The organism is Anaerobacillus sp. QJM3NY_17 (genome assembly GCF_056173665.1).
The window spans coordinates 3,140,080-3,162,636 of sequence record NZ_CM149685.1 but is presented as its reverse complement, the minus strand read 5'-3'; the positions used below and the strand labels follow the sequence as shown (position 1 = coordinate 3,162,636).

Sequence of the window (22,557 nt, the reverse complement as noted above, 5' to 3'; positions counted from 1 at the left end):
TTTTTGCTCGTAATTATACAAAATCCAATAAGTCATTTTCTTCAAACAAATAACAGATGGAGAATGCACTATTCATTGGCAGAGCCTCTTTCAGTAATTTCCCTGCCAGGTTCAACATGAATGGTGGCATTTCGAACGTCATGATCCTTCTCTAACTGGGCTTCTATTTTGTCCGTAATCGTATGCCCTTCTTTAATATTTAAATGAGGTGCTACCTCTACAACGGCATCGACAATAATATCATTTCCGGCCATCCGTGCTTTAATATCCACTAATGTTTCTACCCCTTCAATGTTTTGGATCGTCGCCTCTATATCATTCAATTTCTCTTTATCAAATCCATCCGTTAACATGAGTGATGAATCTTTAAAGATATCATAAGCCGTTTTGCATATGATAAGACCTACAATAAAGCCTGTAAGAGGATCTAGCCAATGCATGTTAAAGTGAGCACCAATAATTCCAATAAAAGCACCTAGACTAACGAGAGCATCTGATAAATTGTCTTTAGCTGCAGCCATTAGTCCGAGGCTATTCGTTTTTTTAGCGAGGCGGTAGTTAAAAAGATAAACGCCTCCCATAACGATCATTCCAAAAAAGGCAACCCAGGCAGAGCTAAGTGGAGGAGAGGAGACTTTACCACTGAGTAAGACAGTAGCTGTATGGAAGAGGACTTGTATTCCAATCGCAAACATAACAAATGAGGCGAATAGAGAAGAAACGGTTTCTGCTCGAGAATGGCCATATGGATGGTTCAAGTCTGGTGGCTTAAGAGAGATTTTCATGCCAATTAAAACAGCAATGGATGCCACGATATCTGATGCGTTATTCCATCCGTCTGCTAAGAGGGCTTCTGAACCAAAGAGATACCCTGCGCCTAATTTGATCATTGAAAGTAGTAAGTAAGCTGTTATGCTAAGCCATACACCTCTTAGTGCGCTCATTGTTTTCACCTGTCTTATATAAGAATATGTTCTTCTATATGCTAGCAGATGGTATTTGGGTGGGTCTATAGCAATCATTTTGCAAGTGGTAAGACGTGTAGGAACCCATCATATTTGTGAGTGGTGGCTAACTAGTTTGCCCAGTCACAACAAAATAAGCCCCTCTTAAGAGGAGCTAGTGTTTAATTAATTTCCGTTCTAACCATTCGACCCCTAAATACATGATTGATGAGAGAATCGCAATCATAAATAAGCTCAGTAAAACCAATGTGAAATTAAATACTTGGAAGCCATAAATAATCATATAACCAAGACCTTGTTTTGAAACGAGAAATTCCCCAACAATAACGCCGACCCACGATAAACCCACATTTACTTTCAAGGTAGAGATAATCGCTGGAAAGGAAGATGGCAGGATTACTTCAAAGAAGATCTGGCGCTTATTACCACCAAATGAGCGAATAACTTTGATGAAGTTTGGTTCAACAGTATGAAATGCGTGGTAGATCACAAGAGTAGTAATAATAACGGAAATAGAAGCACCCATCGTAATAATGGAGATGTAACCTGGACCAAGCGCAACTATGATGATCGGACCAAGAGCTACTTTAGGCATGGAATTCAATACAACAAGATACGGATCTGAGATTCTAGAAGCTTTGCGTGACCACCATAGAATTGCCGCGAACACGGTTCCAAGTACTGTTCCAAGAAGAAATCCAGCAATTGTTTCAAGTAACGTTACACCAGTGTGTAACAGTAATGAACCATCTGTTACTTTTGTTATAAAGAGAGAAGCAATTTTAGAGGGGTAGCTAAATAATAACGGATCGATCCATGTGAACCGTCCTGCTAATTCCCATAAAGTGAGAAATGCAAAGAGAATACACACTTGAAAACCCAATATTTCATTTCTTTCCCTTTTCAACTCTCTTAGATAATGTTGATGCTTATGTTTAAGTTGGAGATGGTTCAAGAGAATCAAGCTCCTTCCAAATCAGCTGGAAATTCTCAGGGAAAGCAGAATCATTCCTAGCTTCAAAAGGAAGTAATTCTTTAAGGGAAGCTGGGACTTGAAAAGTTCTCGCGATTTTCCCGGGACGAGGCGTTAAAAGGATGATGCGGTCTGACATCGCAATCGCTTCTCCAATATCATGAGTCACCAGCAAGGCGGTTTTTCGATGCTTTTTTAATGTTTTAAACACAAGGTCTTCGAGTTTTAATTTTGTTTGATAATCAAGTGCAGAGAAAGGCTCATCTAATAACAGTAGATCAGGATCTGTTGCAAGTGTGCGAACGAGAGCTACGCGTTGACGCATTCCACCTGAAAGCTGATCAGGATAGGCCGAGCGGACATCGCTTAACCCCATGCTATCCAATAATTCCAATGTTTGTTCTTTTTTATCCGCTGTCAACTTGTTTAGAAGCTTTAATCCTATAAAACAATTTTCTTCAATTGTTTTCCAAGGAAACAAGTAATCCTGTTGAAGCATATAGCCCATTCGTTCGCCGGGAGATTTTATAATTTTATTTTGTAGAGAAACGCTCCCTTCAGTAGGTTTTACTAATCCTGAAATGATCGACAACAGAGTAGATTTCCCGCATCCACTAGGCCCAAGGAGGGAAACGAATTCTCCTTCTTCAATAGCGAAAGAGAGGTTGGAAATCGCTTCTTTGGCAGCGTTTTTCGTTAAATACACATGTGAAATAGCGTTGAGTTGAAGGAAAGACATTATTTTCCCTCCTATTTTTGCGCTTTTTCGGCATAGCTATTATCTACTAATTTGCTATGATCAACGCGTTTTGGGAGCTCTCCTGCTTCATCCATAATATTTTGTAAGTTATCCCATTCTTCTTGATCCAGTGATGGGTTTGTAGCGAATGAATGCTGGCTTTTGTAACGATCTACTACAGTTGTAATGAGTTCAAGATCGGTATCCTGAAAGAAGGGTTCAATTGACTTTGCAATTTCTGCAGAAGAATGAGTATCTACCCACAGTTGAGCCTCATAAAGTGCTTTTGTAAAACGCTCTGCTACATCAGCATTTTTACTCAAATAACTTTCTTTTGCCATAAATCCTGTATATGGAATTTTCCCTGATTCTTTTCCAAATGAAGCTACAATGTGTCCAACCCCTTGTTCTTCAAAGACACTTGCTGTTGGCTCGAATAACTGAACGTAATCGCCAGTTCCAGAAGCGAATGCGCTTGAAATGTTTGCGAAATCAATATTTTGAATGAGGTCCAAATCGTTTTGTGGATCAATTCCTTTCTGTTTCAGCACGTATTCACCAGCCATTTGTGGCATACCACCTTTACGTTGGCCAAGGAATGTACTTCCCTTCAAATCTTCCCATTCAAAATGATCGACTTTTTCTCTTGATACAAGGAACGTACCGTCTGTTTGTGTAAGTTGAGCAAAGTTTATGACAGGGTCATCAGTGCCTTGTGCATAGACATAAATGGACGTCTCTGATCCTACAAGGGCGACATCAGCTCCGTTAGATAGTAGAGTGGTCATTGTTTTATCTCCGCCCCAAGTAGTCGTTAATTCGACATCAATGCCATGCTTCTCAAAAATACCCTCTGAGAGTGCCACGTATTGTGGTGCATAGAAAATCGAGCGTGTAACCTCAGCTACTCTTACCTGATCGTTTCCACTATTTGTACCACACGCCGAAAGAATAAGAAGAAATACACTTGTGTATATACAAAACGTTATAAACCAGTTTCTTTTCATTATCTATCCTCCACATTTGTCACATGAGGTAGGCTCATGTTTTAGATACTATAGCCTATGTATTTTAAAACAATTGGTGTTTTGAATAGGTAAATTAATGGAGGTAGATAGAAAGAGGAGGATGCGCGAAGTTGAGGTGAATGAGTCTTCAAATAAAAAAAGCACCCGTTAAGGTGCTTTTTGCAATGAGACTAAACATTTGGGCCTGCTTGTTTGATTTCGTCAGCTACATTTGAGAATTTGTCGAAGTTCTTCACAAACTTAGTAGCGAGATCTTTTGCTTTCTCATCATATTTCTCTTGATCTTCCCATGTTTGTTTTGGCTGCAATACTTCTGCTGGAACACCTGGACAATGAGAAGGAATATGCAATCCGAAAATAGGGTCTGTTACTGTTTCGATACGATCAAGTTCTCCATTTAAAGCCGCCTGGATCATCGCTCTAGTATATGAAAGCTTCATGCGCTCTCCGACACCATAACCGCCCCCAGACCATCCGGTATTTACGAGGAAGACTTGAACATCATGCTCCATAATTTTCTCGCCGAGCATTTCTGCATAGCGATGGGCAGGTAATGGCAAGAACGGTGCACCAAAGCATGTAGAGAAAGTGGCTTCTGGTGAAGTGACGCCTCTTTCTGTTCCGGCTAACTTGCTCGTGTAACCTGATAGGAAATGAAACATGGCTTGTTCCTTGGTCAGTTTGCTAATTGGAGGAAGGACGCCAAATGCATCTGCCGTTAAGAAAATAATCGTGTTGGGATGTCCGGCAACGCTAGGAATTGCAATATTAGGTATGGCGTCAATCGGATAGGCAGCGCGAGTATTTTCAGTTAGACTAGTGTTATCGTAGTCTGGTTCACGCGAGCCGTTATCCATCATAACGTTCTCAAGAACCGTTCCAAAGCGAATTGCATCCCAGATTTCAGGTTCTTTTTCTTTTGATAAGTTGATGCACTTAGCGTAGCATCCACCTTCAATATTAAAGACACCATTCATAGACCATCCGTGTTCATCATCACCGATAAGAGATCGATGAGCATCTGCTGAGAGCGTTGTCTTTCCAGTTCCAGATAAACCGAAAAATAGAGCAACATCCCCCTCTTTACCTACGTTAGCAGAGCAGTGCATTGAAAGAATATTTCGCTCTGGTAATAAGTAGTTCATAACGGTGAAAATAGACTTTTTAATTTCTCCAGCATATTCTGTTCCACCAATTAAGACGGTTCGTTTCTCAAAGGAGATAATAATAAATGTTTCTGAATTTGTGCCATCCACTTCTGGATCAGCTTGAAAACCAGGTGCAGAAATGACAGTGAATTCAGCGTCATGTTCTTTTAACTCTGATTCATTCGGGCGGATGAACAGCTGGTGGGCGAAAAGGTTATGCCAGGCATATTCATTAATAACCTGAATGGGTAGTCTTGATGACTGGTCAGCACCAGCAAATCCTTTAAACACATAAAGTCCCTTTTTCTCACCGAGATAGTTCAACACCTTTGTGTAAAGGTTTTCAAAACTTTTTTCGGAAATAGGTTGGTTTGTTTCCCAGTTCACTTTGTTCTTTACGGAATCTTCCTTTACAATGAACTTGTCCCCAGGAGAACGTCCTGTATATTTTCCGGTTTCTACGCGAAGAGCTCCTGTAGCTGATAGTTGCCCTTCGTTTTTAAATAGTGAATGTTCAACCAGTTCAGACACTGATAAATTCACATGTGGATTATTCTTATTTAATATCGCATCCAATAACGGTGAGGAGAAGGAAGCTGTTTTCATACGTTAAACCCATCCTTTTTTAAAGATTTCGTTGATTGACTTGTTTAACTCAAAAATAGTATAACACATTCATTTAATTATTCTATACTAATCTATGTATTTTTTGCATAAAAAGTGAAAAATGGGTGAATGACTATTTCTTTAGGTTGAAATCCTGTCGCCATTATATAGGAAGTGATTATTTTATGGGTAAAGGATTAGGGTAGTGGTTCGGTCGCTTCGCCCTTGAATTCGAACACAAAGCCCGTGTTCTTTTCGGAGGGCTCCAGCGCTTGTCGAAGCTAAACGGGGGCTTCCGCTTTTCTTCATTGACACATCCTTTCATGTGCGTTATTATATGTCGAGAATGGATACTCTTATCCCGAGCAGGCGGAGGGACAGGCCCGATGAAGCTCAGCAACCAACTCCTATACAACAGGATTAAGGTGCTAACCTGCAAGACGATAGTCTTGGAAGATAAGAGGCGAAAGGCATGAGATATCAGCTCCTTTTCCCTCTGATTGTAGGGAAGGGCTTTTTTAATGTCGTTGAGATTGATGACGCTATAAAAAAAGGTAAGACGATAAGAAATTGAATTCGTTCTCTCGTTTCGGCACAGGGTAATAGGGAAATGAGTACCGTATCCATTACAACATAATTAGATAGGATCCAATCCTTAAGGAGGTACTTGAGTGAGTAATCGTCGTTTGTTTACTTCTGAGTCAGTAACAGAGGGGCATCCTGATAAAATTTCAGATCAGATTTCCGATGCCATTCTGGATGATATTCTTGCGCATGATCCAAATGCGCGCGTTGCCTGTGAAACTACAGTAACAACTGGTCTTGTTCTAGTTTCCGGTGAAATTACAACATCACACTATGTTGATATTCCGAAAGTGGTTCGTGAGACGATTCAAACGATCGGCTATACACGTGCGAAATACGGATTTGATGCTGAAACATGTGCTGTTCTTTCATCTATTGATGAACAGTCTGCAGACATCGCTGCAGGTGTAAACGTTGCTCTTGAAGCACGTGAAGGTACGATGTCAGATGATGAAATCGATGCAATTGGTGCAGGTGACCAGGGGCTTATGTTTGGTTACGCTTGTAATGAAACAGCGGAATTAATGCCGCTTCCGATTTCTCTTGCGCATAAACTAGCGCGTCGTTTGAGTGAAGTAAGAAAAGAAGAAATTCTTCCTTATCTTCGTCCTGATGGTAAAACACAAGTAACAGTGGAATACGATGAAGCTGGTAAGCCGGTTCGCGTTGATACCATTGTTGTTTCTACACAGCATCATCCTGAAATTTCACTTGAACAAATTCAACGTAACATCAAAGAACACGTTGTGAAGCCGGTTGTTCCTGCTGAATTAATTGATGAAGAAACAAAATACTTCATCAACCCAACAGGACGCTTTGTTATCGGTGGACCGCAGGGTGACGCAGGTTTAACAGGAAGAAAAATCATTGTTGATACTTACGGCGGTTATGCGCGTCACGGTGGCGGTGCTTTCTCAGGTAAGGATGCTACGAAAGTAGACCGTTCTGCGGCATATGTTGCTCGTTATGTTGCTAAGAACCTTGTGGCAGCGGGTCTAACAGATCGTTGTGAAGTTCAACTTGCTTACGCTATTGGGGTTGCTCAGCCAGTATCAATTGCTATTGATACATTTGGCACAGGAAAAGTGTCTGAGGAAAGTCTTGTAGAGCTAGTAAGAGAGAACTTCGATCTTCGTCCAGCAGGCATTATAAAGATGCTTGATCTTAGACGTCCCATTTATAAGCAAACAGCTGCGTATGGACATTTTGGACGTACTGATATTGACCTTCCATGGGAACAAACAGATCGTGCAGAATCCCTTAAACAGGGTGCCGGAATTTAATTAATTTCTAAGAAGAGGCTGGGACATAACTAGCTTGAAATAATGAAAAAAGGTTCCGTTCAGCGTTTTTGATGAACGGAACCTTTTTTGTTTGGTTATTCCTAAGATTATTGGATCACTCTGCACTCATGGCGGTGTACTTTCTCAAGTTCACCGCCATGAGCGCAAAGCCCATTTCATTTTTGACCTTCTCTTTGCCCCTTACGGACATCCGAGTGAAACCCAAAATAGCCTTCAGAAATCCAAAAACTGGCTCTACATCGATTTTCCGTTGACCGTAGATTTCACCTGTTTTTTCGTCCGAAAGCAGCTCTTTAACCTTATTCTTTTGTTGTTCCCACTTGGTATTGTAATAGATTCTCCGATTCGTGCCATCTTTGGTCTTTGTACATTGTTTACGTAAGGGACAACCGGTACAATCTTCGCATTCATAAACTTTAAATTCTCGTTTGAAGCCACTCCGGTCAGTGCGATGAGAGACGTAACGGAACGGCAACAGTTTCCCATTTGGGCATGTGAATAAATCTTCTTCTTCATTGTAGTCCCAGTTGGATACGCGAAACGTATCCTTCGTAAAGCTCTTCTTTTTCTCTTTGCGATAGGTATTGTACGTGATGAGAGGGATTCGCTTGCGATTCTCCAGGACATCGATGTAGTTTTCTTCGCTTCCATAACCGGCATCCGCGACGATGTAAGGTGGGAGTTTAAAGAAATCATTCTCCACACGATCTAGAAAGGGACGAAATGTGCGTGTATCCGTTGGATTCGGGAAGATATCATAAGCGAGCGTATATTGTCCCTCCGTCGCAATCTGGAGATTGTAACCGGCTTTGAGTTGCCCATTTTTCATATAGTCATCTTTCATGCGCATGAACGTGGCATCATGATCGGTTTTGGAATAACTGTTCCGTTCTTTGAAGATAGCCATATCGTTTTCGTATTTTGTTTTGCGCAATACGAAATCCTTCATTTGTTTAAGGAACTGCTTCGGTCCTTTTCGCTCTGAACGAAGCTTTTTTCGTTCGGTTACATCGGCACTGGTTTCAATCTTCTTATTGTATTCTCCGACTTTTTCTTCTAGCTTTTCTTCTATTTTAGAAAGTTCTTTAATGGAAAGTTGTTCTGGACTTTCCCGTTCGATTTCGGGGATCACTTCTTTTTCAATCAACTCATCGTACATCGCATTCGACTTTTCAATCAGACTCTCGCTGTACCTTTCAACAGCCTTGCGCCACACAAATGTAAACTTATTGGCATTCGCTTCAATCTTCGTACCATCAATAAAGATCGCTTCATCATCAATGAGGTCTTTTTGAACGAGCTGACAACGAAACTGTACGAAGCCCTGACGAAGAAGTTCTTTGACTTCTGGGTGGACACGGAACCGATTGATTGTGCGATAGCTGGGTTCATACCCTTGCGCTAACCACATCATCCGTACACTATCCTTGAGGAGACCTTCAATCTTTCTTCCTGAAAAAGCCGATTGGGTGTACGCACATAAAATAACTTTCATCATCATACGTGGGTGATAAGCAGGGCATCCCGTATCACGTAGGAACGCAGAAAAAGCTTCATCCGGAATCTGTTCGACCAACTCATGGACGGCATAGGCGATATCATTTTCTTGTAATTTCATTTCTAAATCTAAGGGCAAAATCACTTGATTCATGTTATAATCTTTAAACATAAGGGCACCTCCGATGGTTATTGTGTGGTAACTATAATTTTATCAGAGGTTGTCCTTATTTTATTGTTAAATTAAGATGAAAATATAGAAAGAGTGGCCCTGCGAACAAATTCTTTGTCCGCAGGGCCACTCTTATTTTAATTTACTGGGTTTTGTCCCAGCCTCTTCTTTTTTTTGCTCTATCATCCTTTTTGACATCCGTTATATTGTATTGAATTATCATAAAATAGATGGGTGTTGTGATAAAATGGAAGAAAAAATGGAGGAGTGTAATGTGTGAATACTAGTATATTCGGAGAAACCGTGACCGATGTGAATGAACTAAAAGACATGGCAGGAATACCGAGTAAATTGGCTGCAAACAAAGTCATATCTTTTCTTGATAAACACTGTAAAGAGTTCATATGCCGTACACCATTTATTACGATTGCCACCCAATCAAGTACGGGTGGTGATGTTTCGCCAAGAGGCGATGCACCGGGGTTTATTCAGGTTCTAGATGATCATCATTTATTGATACCGGAAAGACCGGGAAATAAACGAATGGACTCATTGATCAATTTATTAGAAAACCCAAATATCGGTTTGCTGCTGATGATTCCCGGCCGAGAAGAAGCGTTGCGTATTAATGGGAAGGCCTTGATTGTAAAAGATAAAACGCTGCTAGAGCAGTGTGAATATAAGGGGAAAACGCCTTTGTTAGGTATTGGAGTAGAAGTAAAGGAATGCTACATTCATTGTGCCAAAGCCTTTAAACGATCATATCTTTTTGAACCTGAACGATGGCCGAGTACTGAGGGGCTCGCCCCAGCTGCCAGAATGCTATCTGATCATGCAAAAATAGGCGAAGAAAAAGTGATTGAATCGTTGAAAGAAAGTTACACTAAACGTCTTTATTGAACAGAAATCGAGCTCAAACCTTTGTGTATGTTTGGTTGAACAATGGAGCAGTAAATGAGATCATACGTATTTGCTATTTTTCGCATTTCATCTAGCGCGTACAAGTTGTGACCATGTGTTGCGAAGATAGAAGGTGCAGTTAAGCCGATTTCGTTAATCCCAAATACAGTAAGAATCATTTTTTTCTCCTTTCTAAGCATATCGAGCTAATCTTTTAATTCCAATTGTTTTCTCATAATCCTCTACTAATCGTCCGAAGATCGCATCCCATGATTGAGTAAGTGCATAACGACGTCCTTCATAACCCATCATTCTCCGTTCGGTATCATCTGATAAGAGACGATTGATAGCGTGGATATATTCGTCTTCTTTATACGGAGAGCAGAAAAGACCGTTTCTTTCTCCAGTGACAACGTCGGATAACCCTCCAGCATTTGCAGCGATAACAGGGGTCCCGGAGGCAAGTGACTCCAATGCGACATTTCCAAATGTTTCAGTAGCTGATGGAAAGATGAAAAGATCTGAAGTAGCGTATAGCTCTGCTAATTCTTTCCCTTCTCTATAACCGGTGAAAGTGACGTTGTTAGGGACGTTTTCTTGAATATGAGGGAGGGCTGGTCCATCACCAACAATCAGCCACCTTGTTTGTTGTTTCAGCTGATCTGGTAACTTCCACATGATTTTTTGTAATGTTTCAAGATTTTTTTCTGGAGCGAGTCGACTAACAAATAAAAGAATATACTTCTCCTGAATATTATATCGTTCACGTAGCGAGTGATTTTTTCTAATCGGAGAATAGTGTTCGCAATCGACGCCTCTTCTCCAAAGCTTGAGGTTCTTAAAACCTCTTCCTTTTAATCGATAGCGCGTTTCATTGGAAGGAATAAAGGTAGTGGAAAATGGTTGATGAAACCAGGTTAAGTATTTCCACATAAAAGGAGAGAACCATTCAAGGTGGTAATGCTTTAAATAGTCATCAAAATTAGTGTGGTATGAAGCAACCATAGGTATGTTATTTTTCTTTCCGTAATGTAGTCCGCACATGCCAATATTAAAAGGTGTCGCGACATGAAGAAGGTCTGGTTGAAAATCTTTAAGTTGGTTGCGGATAAGACTTACGTTAGGAAGGGCAATGCGACATTCGGGATAAAGGAAAAACTTCATACTGGTAAAGCGGTGAATATTACTTGAGAAAAGGTCATCATCTTTCTGACAGTTAGGAGCAAAAAGCATATAATTAACCTGCTGACGGTCCATATACCTGGTTAGTTTACCAAGAGTGCGAGATACTCCGTTAACCTGTGGATAGTAAGTGTCAGTAAAAAGTGCAAGTTTCATGAATAGCCCTCCCTTTTTCAGCTTAGGATGAAAGTTGAAAGAATACCGGATCCGCCACCAAGTATAAAACCAACAAGAACGTCAGAAGGATAATGATGACCTAAGTAAATCCGCGATATGGCAACTAGACTCCCAAGAGCCATTAAGGGAATAGCTAGTGAAGGAATATGAAAGATAAACGGTGTAAGCACAGAAAAAATAGCCGTTGTATGTCCTGATGGAAAAGAATGATCTTTTAGAGGGTATACGAGTATCTTTGTTTCAGGTAGAGCGAGATATGGCCTGTGTCTTGGATAATGCTTTTTAATAAATTGAACAGGTATATGACTGACAGCAAGGGCAAGCGCAGCTTGAAACGCCCATATCTTTAAAGGAGCAGGTAACAGGAACATCAACAAAAGTGTACTTAAAATCGTTGCCCGAGCACCACCCGCATGCGTAACAAATCCAAAAATAGAAGTAAGATACCTTGAATGACACGTTAAATTCACAAACCGAAACATCGTACACTCACGCTCATAAAGCCACCCAACCACTTTACTCAAAAAGAATCCCCCTTCATCCTATGTGTTACTTCTATCCTATACGAGAAATTTAATGCTACTATTAAAGAAATCTTAAAGAATTGTTAAGAGTATAATGAAAAGCGGAGACGAGCGTTTAGAAACGGAGATATTGGAGCTCTTGAACTAGAACACGTCCTTTGTGTTCTGGTGAAAGAGTGAAATATCGCAGTTTCTGCGAGTCGCAGCTAGCCAAGAAAAGCGGAGACGAGCGTTTAGAAACGGAGATATTGGAGCTCTTGAACTAGAACAAGCCCCTTTTGTTTGAATTGAAAGGTGAAGCGACCCAGGATCTGGAATATATAGATGGCTTTCAAGAAAATACATAAGATCGTCCACACTCTAACGCTCCAAACGTTTTCAAAAACCACACAAAATACCATGAAAAAAGACCAGGAATACCATCCTGATCTTTTTCTTCAAATTAATGTGAAGTAAATAACATAACCGATTGCAAGTGCTGTTGCGACGATATAAACAAGAAAAATCGGATTGCTAAAGAAAGAAGATTTCACCCTGGCGTTCCCTTGATTATCATATTCGCCTTTTTGATTTTGTCCGAGTCTGTACGTCATATATGCCCCTATAAGCAAGGTGATGACGACGAGCACGATCAAGACCATGGTCATTTTGTACACGGAGGCCACCTCGATCCATTAGGATTGTATTGGTAACCTTCCTCAAACTAGCGATAAATATGCGTGCTTTCTAGAGCGGCTTTTGCTCTTTGTAATAGGCAGCTTTTTCAACATATTCTCTTCGAATGCGGTTCATATCCTTTCGATCATCCTCTGTTAATGTTCTAACAACCTTTGCAGGTCTCCCGAAAGCAAGGGAATGAGGGGGGATTTTCTTACCTGGTGGAACAAGGCTTCCTGCGCCAATAAAGGAACCTTCCCCGATCTCAGCTCCATCAAGAATAATGGAACCCATTCCAATAAGTGCCTCTTTGCGAATAATACTACTATGAAGGATTACCTGGTGGCCGATCGTCACACCATCTTCCAGAATGAGTTTTTTATTTGGACTCTGATGAAGTACACAATTGTCTTGAATATTGACCTTATTTCCAATTTCAGTTGGGGCCACATCTCCACGTATGGTCGTGTTAAACCAGACGCTGCTATGTTCCCCGATTGTCACATCACCTGTAATGGTAGTATAATCCGCAATATAGACCGTTTCATGAATCACTGGTTTTTTGTCATGATAAGCATAAAGCATTCCAATCCCAACTTTCATTTATTATAGATGAAATCCTTTCCAAAAGTAGTGTATCAAAAAGAAGGAACCTACATAAGGGGGCTAATGTCCATGCGTATAAAAGAAACTGAATATCCAAAAGCGGTTATTGTGTTAGTTCATGGAGCAAACGAACATCATCGAAGGTATGATTGGCTCGTTTCTAAGTGGATTGAAGCAGGCTATCATGTAGTGCTTGGCGATTTACCTGGACAAGGTGAAAGTACTAGAAGACGGGGCCATATTGATTCATTTAACCAATATATTGAAACGATTGATAAGTGGATCAAGAGAGCTCATGAGTATAAGCTACCTGTGTTCTTACTTGGGCATAGTATGGGAGGACTTGCATCCATCCGTACGATTATGGAAAAACGTCCTTCTCTAACTGGAGTCATTTTATCTTCTCCGTGTATTGGACTAGTTAATCCCCCTAACAAAGGTGTAGACTTGCTCTCAAAAGTACTAAATCCAATTGTCCCTTCTCTAAGGTTAAATTCAAAGCTAGAACCGAACATTGGGACAAGGAATCCAGAGTTCCACAAACGAGATCAAGAAGATCCATTAATGGTTCAAAAAGTATCTGTTAGATGGTACCGTGAACTTCTAAAAGCGATGAAAATAGCCAATGAAGGAGCGAGATCATTTCATAATTTACCATTGCTTGTATTACAGGGTGGCGACGATCGAATTGTAGATAAGCATGCTGTTATTTCATGGTTCAATCGCATTCCATTAACAGAGAAAGCATTTAAAGAGTGGGATGGATTTTATCATGAGGTGTTTAATGAACCAGATCGTGAAGATGTATTTCAAACGGCAAAATCATTTGTTGAGTTAAAACTTGAATTATTAGAGCGTAAGGAAAATAAGATAAATAATTAATACAGGAGTGGGATCACTTGAAAGTACCAAGTCAACCGTGGACGCTAATGTATAGTATTTATAGACGCGTCTTACCGAGGGTTCATCATGAATTAGAATATTGGAGGAAGCGGGCTGAAGAAATCCCTAATCCTGAATTGAGAAAGCAGGCGTTAGATAGCATTGATTCAAAAACGTTTCACTGTGAAGGTGGAGGGATTTATGGATTGCTTGCCGGGAAAGAAATTGATCGTTCTATTTCATTTATCGCAGCTTACCAGACGATAAGTGACTATCTGGATAACTTGTGTGATCGAAGTACTTCGCTTGATCCAGAAGACTTTAGTGCATTACATGAGGCAATGGCGGAGGCTCTTTCCCCTGAAGTTGAAGCTTCAAATAACTATTATCGGTATCGTGAAGAAAAAGATGATGGAGGCTATCTATTAGAACTGGTTCAAACGTGTCAAAAAGTCATTCGTGAATTGCCGAATCAAAGGGAAGTGCAGCCTGCCTTACTTGAACTCTGCCATTACTATTGTGATCTCCAGGTACATAAGCATGTTACAGAGGAAGACCGTGTTCCAAGGTTGAAAAGCTGGTTTGACCAGCATAAGCAACAGCTTCCAGAAATGACATGGAATGAATTCTCAGCGTGTGCTGGATCAACCTTAGGGATTTTCTGTCTTGTATCTTACTCATTAGGAGACATGATCCCTAAGGGCGGTACAGCTATGATTAAGGAAGGTTATTTCCCCTGGGTTCAGGGTCTTCACATAATGCTGGATTACTTTATAGATCAGGAAGAAGATCGAGCAGGTGGCGATTTGAATTTTTGTTTTTATTATAAAGACAATGATGAGCTCGCTCAGCGTGTTGCTCACTTCATTAAAGAAGCGGATAAAAGCGTTGAAAGTCTTCCACATTCTTCCTTTCATCGATTAATTAATCGCGGTTTACTTGGTATTTACCTTGCGGATCGTAAAGTAATGGAACAGAAAGACGTGCGCTCTCTTGCTCGTAAAATTATTCGAATTGGAGGAAGATCGAGCCTTTTCTTCTACTTTAATGGTTGGGTTTATAGAAGACTTCACAAAGCGTCTCAGTAAAAGCGTATAAAAAACGCTCTTTCGTGAGAAAAGAAGCCTATAGGATTTTGAAAGGGGCTCTTAAAATGAAAAAGCGTTACTATGTGGCTGTAAGTTCGGGCGAGATACTCGAAGATCAAGGGGCATCGAGCTATAATTTTGAAATCGATGCGGATGAGGAAGATATCTTCAAGCTCAGTGAGCTATTTGATCTGACAGATAAGGATAGTCGCCTATCGTTATATCGTTCACATGTTCCAGCTATGAGTTATCATGAAGATAAGAACAATGATGATTATGATAATCATATGAAAGAGATCTATGGTCTTTTACACAAATTAGGGAATAAGAAAACAAGAGAACATATCGAAACGATGGGAATTCTATAGAGAATAGGGGCTGTGCAGATGCACAGCCTCTTATTTTTTGCTGATGGCAAGAATATAGGGTGGTTCATTGATTTGGTTAATAAATTGGTATTTTAGAACTTGATACTGTGACTGATCGAGATCTGAAGCGAAATCTGACACCTTTTCACTTTCAATTTTACCTTCTGGATGTCCTGGGTAGACGACTAGAATAAGGAGCCCTTCTGAACGAAGCAAATGTAGGATGTCTGTTACTGCTTGGATCGTTTCTTCAGGTTTCGTCACAATAGTTTTATCTCCACCTGGGAGGTAGCCAAGGTTAAAGATTGCGGCAGAAACGTTTCCTACATCTTTCGTCTCAATTTTGCTATTGATTGAAGCGTGACTCTCGTGGAATAATGCCACCTGGGCAGATTGCTTAGCTTCTGTCAGCCTTTTTTCTGTAGCTTCAATCGCCTCAGGTTGGATATCAAAGCCATACACTTTTCCTGAATTCCCAACTGATTCAGCTAGGAAGAGAGTGTCATGTCCGTTTCCACAAGTGCCATCAATAGCAATGCCTCCTTCTTTTAATACTGAATTCAGTAGCGTTCTTGTAAAAGGTAATATTCGTTGCATGATCTGTAATCCTTTCTAACAATTAAAATTTTCTTAAATGAGTCTTCTGAAACTTATCCTATCAATTTATTAGGACGTCGAGGTTTAGAGTGGCTTCTTGTTTGCTTCTAACTAAGTATGACTTTACCATGATCGACCTTTTACTCCAACTAACATCTTTATGTGTTTGGGAATATCTGGCTCGTGGTACAGAGTACTATACAAAAAAATGAGGTGATCATATGGCAGAGCATGAAAAATCACATAAACAAGGCGAAACTAATAATCCCGAGCAATTACCAGATAAGGAAAAAATCAGCTCGACGAGGATGCTTCAGAAATGAATGTCGATGCGATTCCATTAGAAGATTTAAAAGAAGAACAAAAAGAAGAAAAAGATAAGCCACATTCCAAAGATGATTCGGCTAGTCAAAAAAAGCATCGTAAAGGATAACGTACCCAATCAGGGTGCGTTTCTTTTTTTGAGATATCCGCTTACTGTATTAATTGGAATTGTTCTTTTGGCACACATGCTAATTCATCGAATATAAGGACAGCGGATGTATAGATTACGAAAAAAACGTCTATTCTGATAATGTTCTTGACATTTCTCACAAGTATTCATACAATACAAATTATATACGTAACTAGTGAAACCAAAGATAATGATAAGGAATAGTAACAAAAATTCTATTACTAGAGAGTTAACGGCTGGTGGAAGTTAACATAGGAGATTTGTGAACTCACCTTTGAATCGGAAGCCTGAATAGAGTAAGGTTGCCCGTATGCCTGCGTTAAAGGCCTTAAGTGAGTGCTGTTTCTAGCACTAAGCCGGGTGGTACCGCGGGTGATTGTGAATATTAGATTCTCAACCTCTCGTCCCTGTTGATGAACAACGGGGACGGGAGGTTTTTTTATTTTTTTGCAAGGACTGGAAGGAGAGAGTGACAATGGCATTTGATCACAAAACAATTGAGAAGAAGTGGCAACACTTCTGGGAAACAAACAAGACTTTTAAGACAGAAAACGATGCTAATGGTGAAAAAATTTATATTCTTGATATGTTCCCATACCCCTCAGGGGCTGGGCTACATGTTGGGCACCCTGAAGGATATACAGCTACGGATATCCTTTCACGTATGAAGCGAATGCAGGGATATAATGTTCTTCACCCAATCGGATGGGACGCATTTGGACTTCCGGCAGAGCAATATGCTCTTGATACAGGAAATAATCCACGAGATTTTACTCAAAAGAACATTGACACATTCCGTCGTCAAATTAAAGAGTTAGGTTTTTCTTATGATTGGGATAGAGAAGTTAATACAACAGATCCACAATACTATAAATGGACACAGTGGATTTTCACAAAGCTTTACGAAAAAGGACTTGCGTACGTAGATGAAGTGGCTGTTAACTGGTGTCCAGCACTTGGAACGGTTCTTGCGAATGAAGAAGTGATCGACGGTAAAAGTGAACGTGGAGGCCACCCGGTAGTTCGTAAACCAATGAAGCAATGGGTTCTTAAAATTACAGAGTATGCCGATCGTCTACTTGAAGACCTTGAAGAGCTTGACTGGTCTGACAGCATTAAAGAAATGCAGCGTAACTGGATTGGGAAATCTGAGGGTGCTGAAGTAACATTCACGATTGACGGTCATGATGAATCGATCGATGTGTTTACGACGCGTCCTGATACACTTTTTGGAGCTACGTATATGGTCCTTGCACCTGAGCATCCTTTCGTTGACAAAATTTCTACTAGTGAACAAATCTCAAAAGTTGAAAGCTACCGATCAAAAGTACAAACAAAGAGTGACCTTGAGCGTACAGAGTTATCAAAAGAGAAGACTGGCGAGTTTACTGGCGCGTATGCCATTAATCCAATCAATAATGAGAAGCTTCCAATTTGGGTAGCAGATTACGTTCTAATGAGCTATGGAACAGGAGCTATTATGGCAGTTCCAGCTCACGATGAGCGCGATTATGAGTTCGCTACTACATTTAATCTTCCTATTAAAGAAGTCGTTGCTGGAGGAGATGTATCCAAGGAAGCTTATACAGAAGACGGAAAGCATGTGAACTCTGATTTCTTAAACGACCTTGAGAAAGTAGAAGCAATTACGAAAAGCATTGAATGGCTAGAGGAAAAAGGAAAGGGAACGAAAAAAACGACGTATCGTCTTCGCGACTGGTTATTTAGTCGTCAGCGTTATTGGGGCGAGCCAATTCCAATTATCCATTGGGAGGATGGCACAATGTCTGCTGTCCCGAAAGAAGAGCTTCCTGTCGTTCTTCCTGAAACAACGGAAATTAAACCGTCAGGAACTGGCGAATCTCCTTTAGCTAATATTGAGGATTGGTTGAACGTAGTTGATCCTAAAACGGGCATGAAGGGCCGACGTGAAACAAACACAATGCCGCAATGGGCTGGAAGCTGTTGGTATTACCTTCGCTACATTGATCCGGATAACGATGAAATGCTAGCTGACCCGAAAAAACTCGATGAGTGGTTGCCTGTTGATATGTATATCGGCGGTGCGGAACATGCGGTTCTTCACTTGTTATATGCTCGTTTCTGGCATAAAGTTCTTTATGATATCGGTGTTGTGCCAACAAAAGAACCATTCCAACGTCTCCGAAATCAAGGGATGATCCTTGGTGAGAACAACGAGAAAATGAGTAAATCAAAAGGAAATGTTGTTAACCCAGATGAAATTGTCGAAAGCCACGGTGCTGACACGCTTCGTCTATATGAAATGTTTATGGGTCCGTTCGAGGGTTCTATTGCATGGTCTAACAATGGTTTAGATGGCGCGCGCCGTTTCCTTGATCGTGTGTGGCGTTTATTTGGTGAAGGGGATCTAACGAAGTCTTCTATTTCTGAAGAAAATTCAGGAGAAGACATGGAGCGCGTCTACCACGAAACAGTTAAAAAAGTAACTGAGGACATGGAAGGCTTACGCTTTAATACAGCTATTTCACAAATGATGGTATTTGTGAATGAAGCATATAAGCAAGAGTCAGTTTCCGTTACATTAATGGAGGGCTTTGTGAAGTTGCTATCTCCAATCGCACCGCACCTTGCTGAAGAGCTGTGGAGTGCGCTTGGACATGAGGATACACTCGCATATGCAAACTGGCCAATGTTTGACGAAAGCAAGCTTACTGTAGATGAAGTAGAAATTGTAGTGCAAATCAATGGAAAACTTCGTGCCAAAATTTCTATTCCGACTGAAGCATCTCGTGATGAAATGCAAGAAATTGCTTTAGAGCATGAGAAGATTAAAGGTCAACTTGATGGCAAAACACTTCGAAAAGTGATTGCAGTACCAGGAAAGCTAGTTAATATTGTAGCTAATTAAGGTTGAACCCTCTCCTAACGACTAAGGAGAGGGTTTTTGAATGTAAACTACGGATGGGAAATTTTTAAACAACTCGAATAACCTTTTCCTAAAGCTGAGAATACTACTAAGATGAGTGGAAGATAGATTTCTTGTATTGAAGGTGCAAATCATGTACGATTGAATTTGTTGAAGTGATTATAACTGAAAAATCCATATTAAAACTGTACGAGAGGGGTATGTTTTTATGAGTAACGAAATTAAGACGGTAACACCTCAAGAGGTTCAAGAGTTACTTAATGAGGGCAAAAATGTTTCATTAATCGATGTTCGTGAGGATGAAGAAGTAGAAGAAGGCATGATCCCTGAAGCAAAGCATATTCGTCTTGGCACACTTCCGGAACGACTTGATGAGATCAATAAAGAAGAAGAACATATTATGATTTGCCGTTCAGGACGTCGTAGTGAGCGCGCATGTGAGTACTTGCAAGAAGCTGGTTATGAAGTGAAGAACATGGTTGGCGGTATGATGAAATGGGAGGGTAAAGTGAAATAGCCCTGCTAAAAAGGAGAGAGATTGAATGGCGATATGGGGAACGGCTTTAGCAGCTGTTGCATTTACTTTAGGATTATGGAGAGTCATTTATCCTTATTCTTATATGAAGCCAATTAATATGGAGCGGTTTGATGATGATAAATATTGTCTAATCGATGTGAGAGATTACATTCTTTCACACCGGACACCTTATGAAAAAGCAAAGAACATCCCGCTTTCTTATCTAGGCAGACAAACGAAAGAAAACGAAGTGTGTGATAAAGAGATTATTGTTCTTGCGGAAGATCGAAAAGCAGCACGTCTTGCTGTTAAAATTTTGATGAAACAACGCAAGCAACCTATTTATTACATGACAGTTTCTTAAGTACGACGTCTTTTGGAGCTGGTCTCTAAAAGGCGTTTTACTGAATCTTTAATCCTAGTAAGTTGATAAGATTAATAAATCATAGCACTTTTTTCTCCATTGTCCAAGTAAATTGCCTTAAAGCTCTCTATTCATTTTGTTGATTCCTAGGTATATCGCTCGGTTCGTAAGTGGATCAAAATATGAGAAAAACAATCGTTCTTGCTCATGGTCTGGTATAATGATGGAAAAGACTACACCGAGGTGTTGAAATGAAAGCAGATCTTATACGTGCAATGATGGATTTACAGGCTTTGCGACAGCTACAGCCTAACGCATTAGGCAAGCAACAGCCGTCTACTTTTTCCTTTACAGACATGCTTGAGCAAGCTCTCTCAACTCAAAGTACAGGACAGCGAATGAAAGCAGAAGTCCCTGTAAACTCAACCTCGGTGAATTCCTATGGCACATACAATTCCCAAATAGTACCGTCGACTAATTCTTCGTACACATCTTCATCGCTTGAAATTGATGGATATATTGAAGAATTATCGGCTAAATATAGTGTTGATCCAAAACTTGTTCATTCGATTATTAAACAGGAATCTAGCTATAAATCCGATAGTGTTAGCGGAGCAGGAGCTATGGGATTAATGCAATTAATGCCCTCAACTGCCACTTCACTTGGTGTGAAGGACCCTTTTGATCCTGGACAAAACATTGAAGGTGGCGTGAAATACATTAAGCAAATGATGGATAAATATAATGGCAATATTAAGCTTGCATTAGCAGCTTATAACGCTGGACCTGGGAATGTTGATCGTTACGGTGGGATTCCTCCATTCGAAGAAACGCAAAATTATGTTTCAAAAGTAATGGGTCATTACCAGACATAATAAGTAAAGGCTGTCTCGTCGACCGCTCTTCAGCAGTCGTAAAGGAGGCAGTTTTTTATATGGAACGGGACTTAGAACCGTTCCAATCTTGACCAAGATGGGTCATGGTTTCTTATGGCCTTAAAGATAATAAAGATAATTGTTATACTAAACACGAGGTGAATAATTTGAACGAATTTAAAGAAATGGGACTTGATGAACGTCTCGTTAAACAACTAGAAGTTCAGGGTATTAGTACCCCGACCGATATTCAAAAAGAAACAATCCCTGTTATGTTACAAGGAAAAGACGTGATTGCTCAGGCCCAGACAGGAACGGGTAAAACTTTTGCGTTTTTACTACCGATACTTGAAAAAATGGATACAGAAGCACCTGAAGTGCAGGCTCTTATTGTAACCCCGACACGAGAGCTAGCCATCCAAATCTCATCGGAACTAATGAAGTTAGTAGAACATCGCGATGACATTAATGTACTAGCTGTCTATGGTGGTCAGGATGTAGAGAGACAGATTAAGCGCCTTAATAAACAAGTACACATTGTTGTAGCAACGCCTGGACGTCTGCTTGATCACGTTCGGAGAGAGACCATTGACTTATCCCATACTTCTTATCTTGTATTAGATGAAGCTGATCAAATGCTTCATATCGGTTTCCTAAGAGAAGTGGAAGATATTATTAGTGAAACGCCTGAAAGTCGTCTTACAGCTCTTTTTTCTGCAACGTTATCAAGTGATATTAAACAGCTTGCAAAGAGATTTATGCGTTCCCCTGAGAAAATTAGAGGGAAGGAAAAAGGGAAAACTGTCGAAGAAATCGAGCAGTTTGTAATTGAAACGACCGATCGGAGGAAGTTCGCATCGCTTACCGAAACCATCGATGAGGTCAGACCGTTCCTCGGGATTATTTTCTGCCGTACAAAGCGTAGAGTAAGTAAACTAAATGGAGATTTAAAAGCAAGAGGCTATTTAACTGACGAGCTTCATGGTGATTTATCACAGTCGAAACGAGAAGGTGTCATCAAGCGATTCCGTGATGCTAAAATCCAGCTTCTAGTAGCAACAGATGTGGCAGCGCGTGGTCTTGATATCGAAGGTGTTACCCATGTCTTTAATTATGATATTCCTCAAGATACAGAGAGCTATATCCACCGAATTGGTCGAACGGGACGAGCTGGTGGCGATGGAGCTTCGTATACGTTTATTGCTGCAAAAGATCAGGCCTTTATTCAAATGATTGAAAAGGGAATCGGTAAAAAACTTGCCAGAAAGAGCGTTGAGGGTGCATTACCTTCGCATGAAGAGCGTAACGATCGTAGAGAGAATGATCAAAGAGGAAGAAATCATCGATCTTCACGGAAGCCAGGGGCATCGAACAATCGAAATAACGGAAGAAATCGAAACAAACGATAAGTTAAACGAAAGAAAGAGGGACCTGTCTATGG

The 22,557-nt window shown here is 40.4% G+C and carries 22 protein-coding genes, 1 riboswitch and 1 other annotated feature; of the genes, 10 read left to right on the top strand and 12 right to left on the bottom strand.

The window, feature by feature from the left end:
• Positions 1 to 68: 68 nt before the first annotated feature.
• The 5 genes from AC0VYV_RS16535 to pckA all read right to left on the bottom strand — a co-directional run bounded on the left by AC0VYV_RS16535 (position 69) and on the right by pckA (position 5,459).
• Positions 69 to 944, bottom strand: coding sequence for a cation diffusion facilitator family transporter (locus AC0VYV_RS16535; RefSeq protein ID WP_475372768.1), 876 nt, complete (start codon positions 942 to 944; stop codon positions 69 to 71).
• A 175-nt stretch (positions 945 to 1,119) separates the two neighbouring features.
• Complete coding sequence (locus AC0VYV_RS16530; RefSeq protein WP_194219199.1) at positions 1,120 to 1,920, bottom strand: ABC transporter permease; 801 nt, start codon at positions 1,918 to 1,920, stop codon at positions 1,120 to 1,122.
• Complete coding sequence (locus AC0VYV_RS16525; RefSeq protein WP_194219200.1) at positions 1,901 to 2,677, bottom strand: ABC transporter ATP-binding protein; 777 nt, start codon at positions 2,675 to 2,677, stop codon at positions 1,901 to 1,903. Before AC0VYV_RS16525 ends, AC0VYV_RS16530 begins: the two co-directional genes overlap by 20 nt.
• An 11-nt stretch (positions 2,678 to 2,688) precedes the next feature.
• Positions 2,689 to 3,684 carry an ABC transporter substrate-binding protein gene (locus tag AC0VYV_RS16520; RefSeq protein ID WP_475367822.1) on the bottom strand — a complete coding sequence of 332 codons (996 nt, stop codon included), beginning with the start codon at positions 3,682 to 3,684 and terminating at the stop codon, positions 2,689 to 2,691.
• Positions 3,685 to 3,875: 191 nt separating this feature from the next.
• Positions 3,876 to 5,459 (bottom strand): phosphoenolpyruvate carboxykinase (ATP), encoded by a 1,584-nt coding sequence (gene pckA, locus AC0VYV_RS16515; RefSeq protein WP_194219202.1) that lies wholly within the window; start codon positions 5,457 to 5,459, stop codon positions 3,876 to 3,878.
• A 353-nt stretch (positions 5,460 to 5,812) separates the two neighbouring features.
• A riboswitch (SAM riboswitch) is annotated at positions 5,813 to 5,922 on the top strand.
• A gap of 208 nt (positions 5,923 to 6,130) precedes the next feature.
• Between pckA and metK the strand changes: the two genes are divergently transcribed.
• A complete protein-coding gene (gene metK, locus AC0VYV_RS16510; RefSeq protein ID WP_475373989.1) occupies positions 6,131 to 7,327 on the top strand; it encodes a methionine adenosyltransferase in 1,197 nt (398 codons plus the stop codon).
• Between the two features lie 115 nt (positions 7,328 to 7,442).
• Here metK and AC0VYV_RS16505 read toward each other — a convergent pair whose 3' ends face one another.
• Entirely contained in the window at positions 7,443 to 9,017 is a 1,575-nt protein-coding gene (locus AC0VYV_RS16505) for an IS1182 family transposase (protein WP_475366497.1), read from the bottom strand.
• A gap of 276 nt (positions 9,018 to 9,293) precedes the next feature.
• Here AC0VYV_RS16505 and AC0VYV_RS16500 point away from each other — a divergent pair, with 276 nt between their 5' ends.
• A complete protein-coding gene (locus AC0VYV_RS16500; protein ID WP_475367821.1) occupies positions 9,294 to 9,917 on the top strand; it encodes an MSMEG_1061 family FMN-dependent PPOX-type flavoprotein in 624 nt (207 codons plus the stop codon).
• On the opposite strand, the gene AC0VYV_RS16495 is transcribed toward AC0VYV_RS16500, so the two are convergent.
• The 5 genes from AC0VYV_RS16495 to AC0VYV_RS16475 all read right to left on the bottom strand — a co-directional run bounded on the left by AC0VYV_RS16495 (position 9,911) and on the right by AC0VYV_RS16475 (position 13,042).
• Complete coding sequence (locus AC0VYV_RS16495) at positions 9,911 to 10,096, bottom strand: hypothetical protein (RefSeq protein ID WP_475373988.1); 186 nt, start codon at positions 10,094 to 10,096, stop codon at positions 9,911 to 9,913. The genes AC0VYV_RS16500 and AC0VYV_RS16495 overlap by 7 nt on opposite strands.
• A gap of 13 nt (positions 10,097 to 10,109) precedes the next feature.
• A complete protein-coding gene (locus AC0VYV_RS16490) occupies positions 10,110 to 11,255 on the bottom strand; it encodes a glycosyltransferase family 4 protein (protein ID WP_430245968.1) in 1,146 nt (381 codons plus the stop codon).
• A 17-nt stretch (positions 11,256 to 11,272) separates the two neighbouring features.
• Complete coding sequence (locus AC0VYV_RS16485) at positions 11,273 to 11,758, bottom strand: phosphatase PAP2 family protein (protein WP_194219628.1); 486 nt, start codon at positions 11,756 to 11,758, stop codon at positions 11,273 to 11,275.
• Positions 11,759 to 12,237: 479 nt separating this feature from the next.
• On the bottom strand, positions 12,238 to 12,456 hold the full coding sequence (locus AC0VYV_RS16480) for a hypothetical protein (RefSeq protein ID WP_206759433.1): 219 nt from the start codon (positions 12,454 to 12,456) through the stop codon (positions 12,238 to 12,240).
• 70 nt (positions 12,457 to 12,526) lie between these two features.
• The gene (locus tag AC0VYV_RS16475; protein ID WP_430246000.1) at positions 12,527 to 13,042 is read right to left on the bottom strand and encodes a gamma carbonic anhydrase; all 516 of its coding nucleotides are present in this window, start codon (positions 13,040 to 13,042) and stop codon (positions 12,527 to 12,529) included.
• A gap of 90 nt (positions 13,043 to 13,132) precedes the next feature.
• Between AC0VYV_RS16475 and AC0VYV_RS16470 the strand changes: the two genes are divergently transcribed.
• The 3 genes from AC0VYV_RS16470 (at position 13,133) to AC0VYV_RS16460 (ending at position 15,401) form a co-directional block, all read left to right on the top strand.
• On the top strand, positions 13,133 to 13,945 hold the full coding sequence (locus AC0VYV_RS16470) for an alpha/beta hydrolase (protein ID WP_194219207.1): 813 nt from the start codon (positions 13,133 to 13,135) through the stop codon (positions 13,943 to 13,945).
• Between the two features lie 17 nt (positions 13,946 to 13,962).
• On the top strand, positions 13,963 to 15,033 hold the full coding sequence (locus tag AC0VYV_RS16465; protein WP_430245965.1) for a tetraprenyl-beta-curcumene synthase family protein: 1,071 nt from the start codon (positions 13,963 to 13,965) through the stop codon (positions 15,031 to 15,033).
• Positions 15,034 to 15,098: 65 nt separating this feature from the next.
• A complete protein-coding gene (locus AC0VYV_RS16460; RefSeq protein WP_226614834.1) occupies positions 15,099 to 15,401 on the top strand; it encodes a hydrolase in 303 nt (100 codons plus the stop codon).
• A gap of 30 nt (positions 15,402 to 15,431) precedes the next feature.
• Here the strand turns inward: AC0VYV_RS16460 and mnmM are convergent, their stop codons facing one another.
• Positions 15,432 to 15,998, bottom strand: a complete 567-nt coding sequence (mnmM, locus tag AC0VYV_RS16455; protein WP_475365640.1) for a tRNA 5-(aminomethyl)-2-thiouridylate-methyltransferase MnmM — start codon at positions 15,996 to 15,998, stop codon at positions 15,432 to 15,434.
• 635 nt (positions 15,999 to 16,633) lie between these two features.
• Positions 16,634 to 16,864: a binding site (T-box leader), on the top strand.
• Positions 16,865 to 16,927: 63 nt separating this feature from the next.
• On the opposite strand from mnmM, the gene leuS reads away from it, so the two are divergent.
• From leuS to AC0VYV_RS16430, 5 genes are all read left to right on the top strand, one after another.
• The gene (gene leuS, locus AC0VYV_RS16450) at positions 16,928 to 19,342 is read left to right on the top strand and encodes a leucine--tRNA ligase (protein ID WP_430245957.1); all 2,415 of its coding nucleotides are present in this window, start codon (positions 16,928 to 16,930) and stop codon (positions 19,340 to 19,342) included.
• 226 nt (positions 19,343 to 19,568) lie between these two features.
• The gene (locus AC0VYV_RS16445) at positions 19,569 to 19,877 is read left to right on the top strand and encodes a rhodanese-like domain-containing protein (RefSeq protein ID WP_430245955.1); all 309 of its coding nucleotides are present in this window, start codon (positions 19,569 to 19,571) and stop codon (positions 19,875 to 19,877) included.
• 25 nt (positions 19,878 to 19,902) lie between these two features.
• Positions 19,903 to 20,241 carry a rhodanese-like domain-containing protein gene (locus AC0VYV_RS16440; RefSeq protein ID WP_194219213.1) on the top strand — a complete coding sequence of 113 codons (339 nt, stop codon included), beginning with the start codon at positions 19,903 to 19,905 and terminating at the stop codon, positions 20,239 to 20,241.
• A 251-nt stretch (positions 20,242 to 20,492) separates the two neighbouring features.
• Complete coding sequence (locus AC0VYV_RS16435) at positions 20,493 to 21,116, top strand: lytic transglycosylase domain-containing protein (protein ID WP_475373987.1); 624 nt, start codon at positions 20,493 to 20,495, stop codon at positions 21,114 to 21,116.
• 158 nt (positions 21,117 to 21,274) lie between these two features.
• On the top strand, positions 21,275 to 22,525 hold the full coding sequence (locus AC0VYV_RS16430; RefSeq protein WP_475367504.1) for a DEAD/DEAH box helicase: 1,251 nt from the start codon (positions 21,275 to 21,277) through the stop codon (positions 22,523 to 22,525).
• Positions 22,526 to 22,557: the final 32 nt, after the last annotated feature.

Excerpts from the sequence above, each read along its gene's own strand:
- AC0VYV_RS16505 (WP_475366497.1), bottom strand. The coding sequence starts at position 9,017 with ATGTTTAAAGATTATAACATGAATCAAGTGATTTTGCCCTTAGATTTA.
- mnmM (WP_475365640.1), bottom strand. The coding sequence starts at position 15,998 with ATGCAACGAATATTACCTTTTACAAGAACGCTACTGAATTCAGTATTA.
- pckA (WP_194219202.1), bottom strand. The coding sequence starts at position 5,459 with ATGAAAACAGCTTCCTTCTCCTCACCGTTATTGGATGCGATATTAAAT.
- AC0VYV_RS16520 (WP_475367822.1), bottom strand. The coding sequence starts at position 3,684 with ATGAAAAGAAACTGGTTTATAACGTTTTGTATATACACAAGTGTATTT.
- AC0VYV_RS16470 (WP_194219207.1), top strand. The coding sequence starts at position 13,133 with ATGCGTATAAAAGAAACTGAATATCCAAAAGCGGTTATTGTGTTAGTT.
- AC0VYV_RS16525 (WP_194219200.1), bottom strand. The coding sequence starts at position 2,677 with ATGTCTTTCCTTCAACTCAACGCTATTTCACATGTGTATTTAACGAAA.
- leuS (WP_430245957.1), top strand. The coding sequence starts at position 16,928 with ATGGCATTTGATCACAAAACAATTGAGAAGAAGTGGCAACACTTCTGG.
- AC0VYV_RS16435 (WP_475373987.1), top strand. The coding sequence starts at position 20,493 with ATGAAAGCAGATCTTATACGTGCAATGATGGATTTACAGGCTTTGCGA.
- AC0VYV_RS16440 (WP_194219213.1), top strand. The coding sequence starts at position 19,903 with ATGGCGATATGGGGAACGGCTTTAGCAGCTGTTGCATTTACTTTAGGA.
- AC0VYV_RS16495 (WP_475373988.1), bottom strand. The coding sequence starts at position 10,096 with ATGATTCTTACTGTATTTGGGATTAACGAAATCGGCTTAACTGCACCT.
- AC0VYV_RS16535 (WP_475372768.1), bottom strand. The coding sequence starts at position 944 with ATGAGCGCACTAAGAGGTGTATGGCTTAGCATAACAGCTTACTTACTA.
- AC0VYV_RS16485 (WP_194219628.1), bottom strand. The coding sequence starts at position 11,758 with ATGTTTCGGTTTGTGAATTTAACGTGTCATTCAAGGTATCTTACTTCT.
- AC0VYV_RS16445 (WP_430245955.1), top strand. The coding sequence starts at position 19,569 with ATGAGTAACGAAATTAAGACGGTAACACCTCAAGAGGTTCAAGAGTTA.
- AC0VYV_RS16490 (WP_430245968.1), bottom strand. The coding sequence starts at position 11,255 with ATGAAACTTGCACTTTTTACTGACACTTACTATCCACAGGTTAACGGA.
- AC0VYV_RS16460 (WP_226614834.1), top strand. The coding sequence starts at position 15,099 with ATGAAAAAGCGTTACTATGTGGCTGTAAGTTCGGGCGAGATACTCGAA.
- AC0VYV_RS16475 (WP_430246000.1), bottom strand. The coding sequence starts at position 13,042 with ATGCTTTATGCTTATCATGACAAAAAACCAGTGATTCATGAAACGGTC.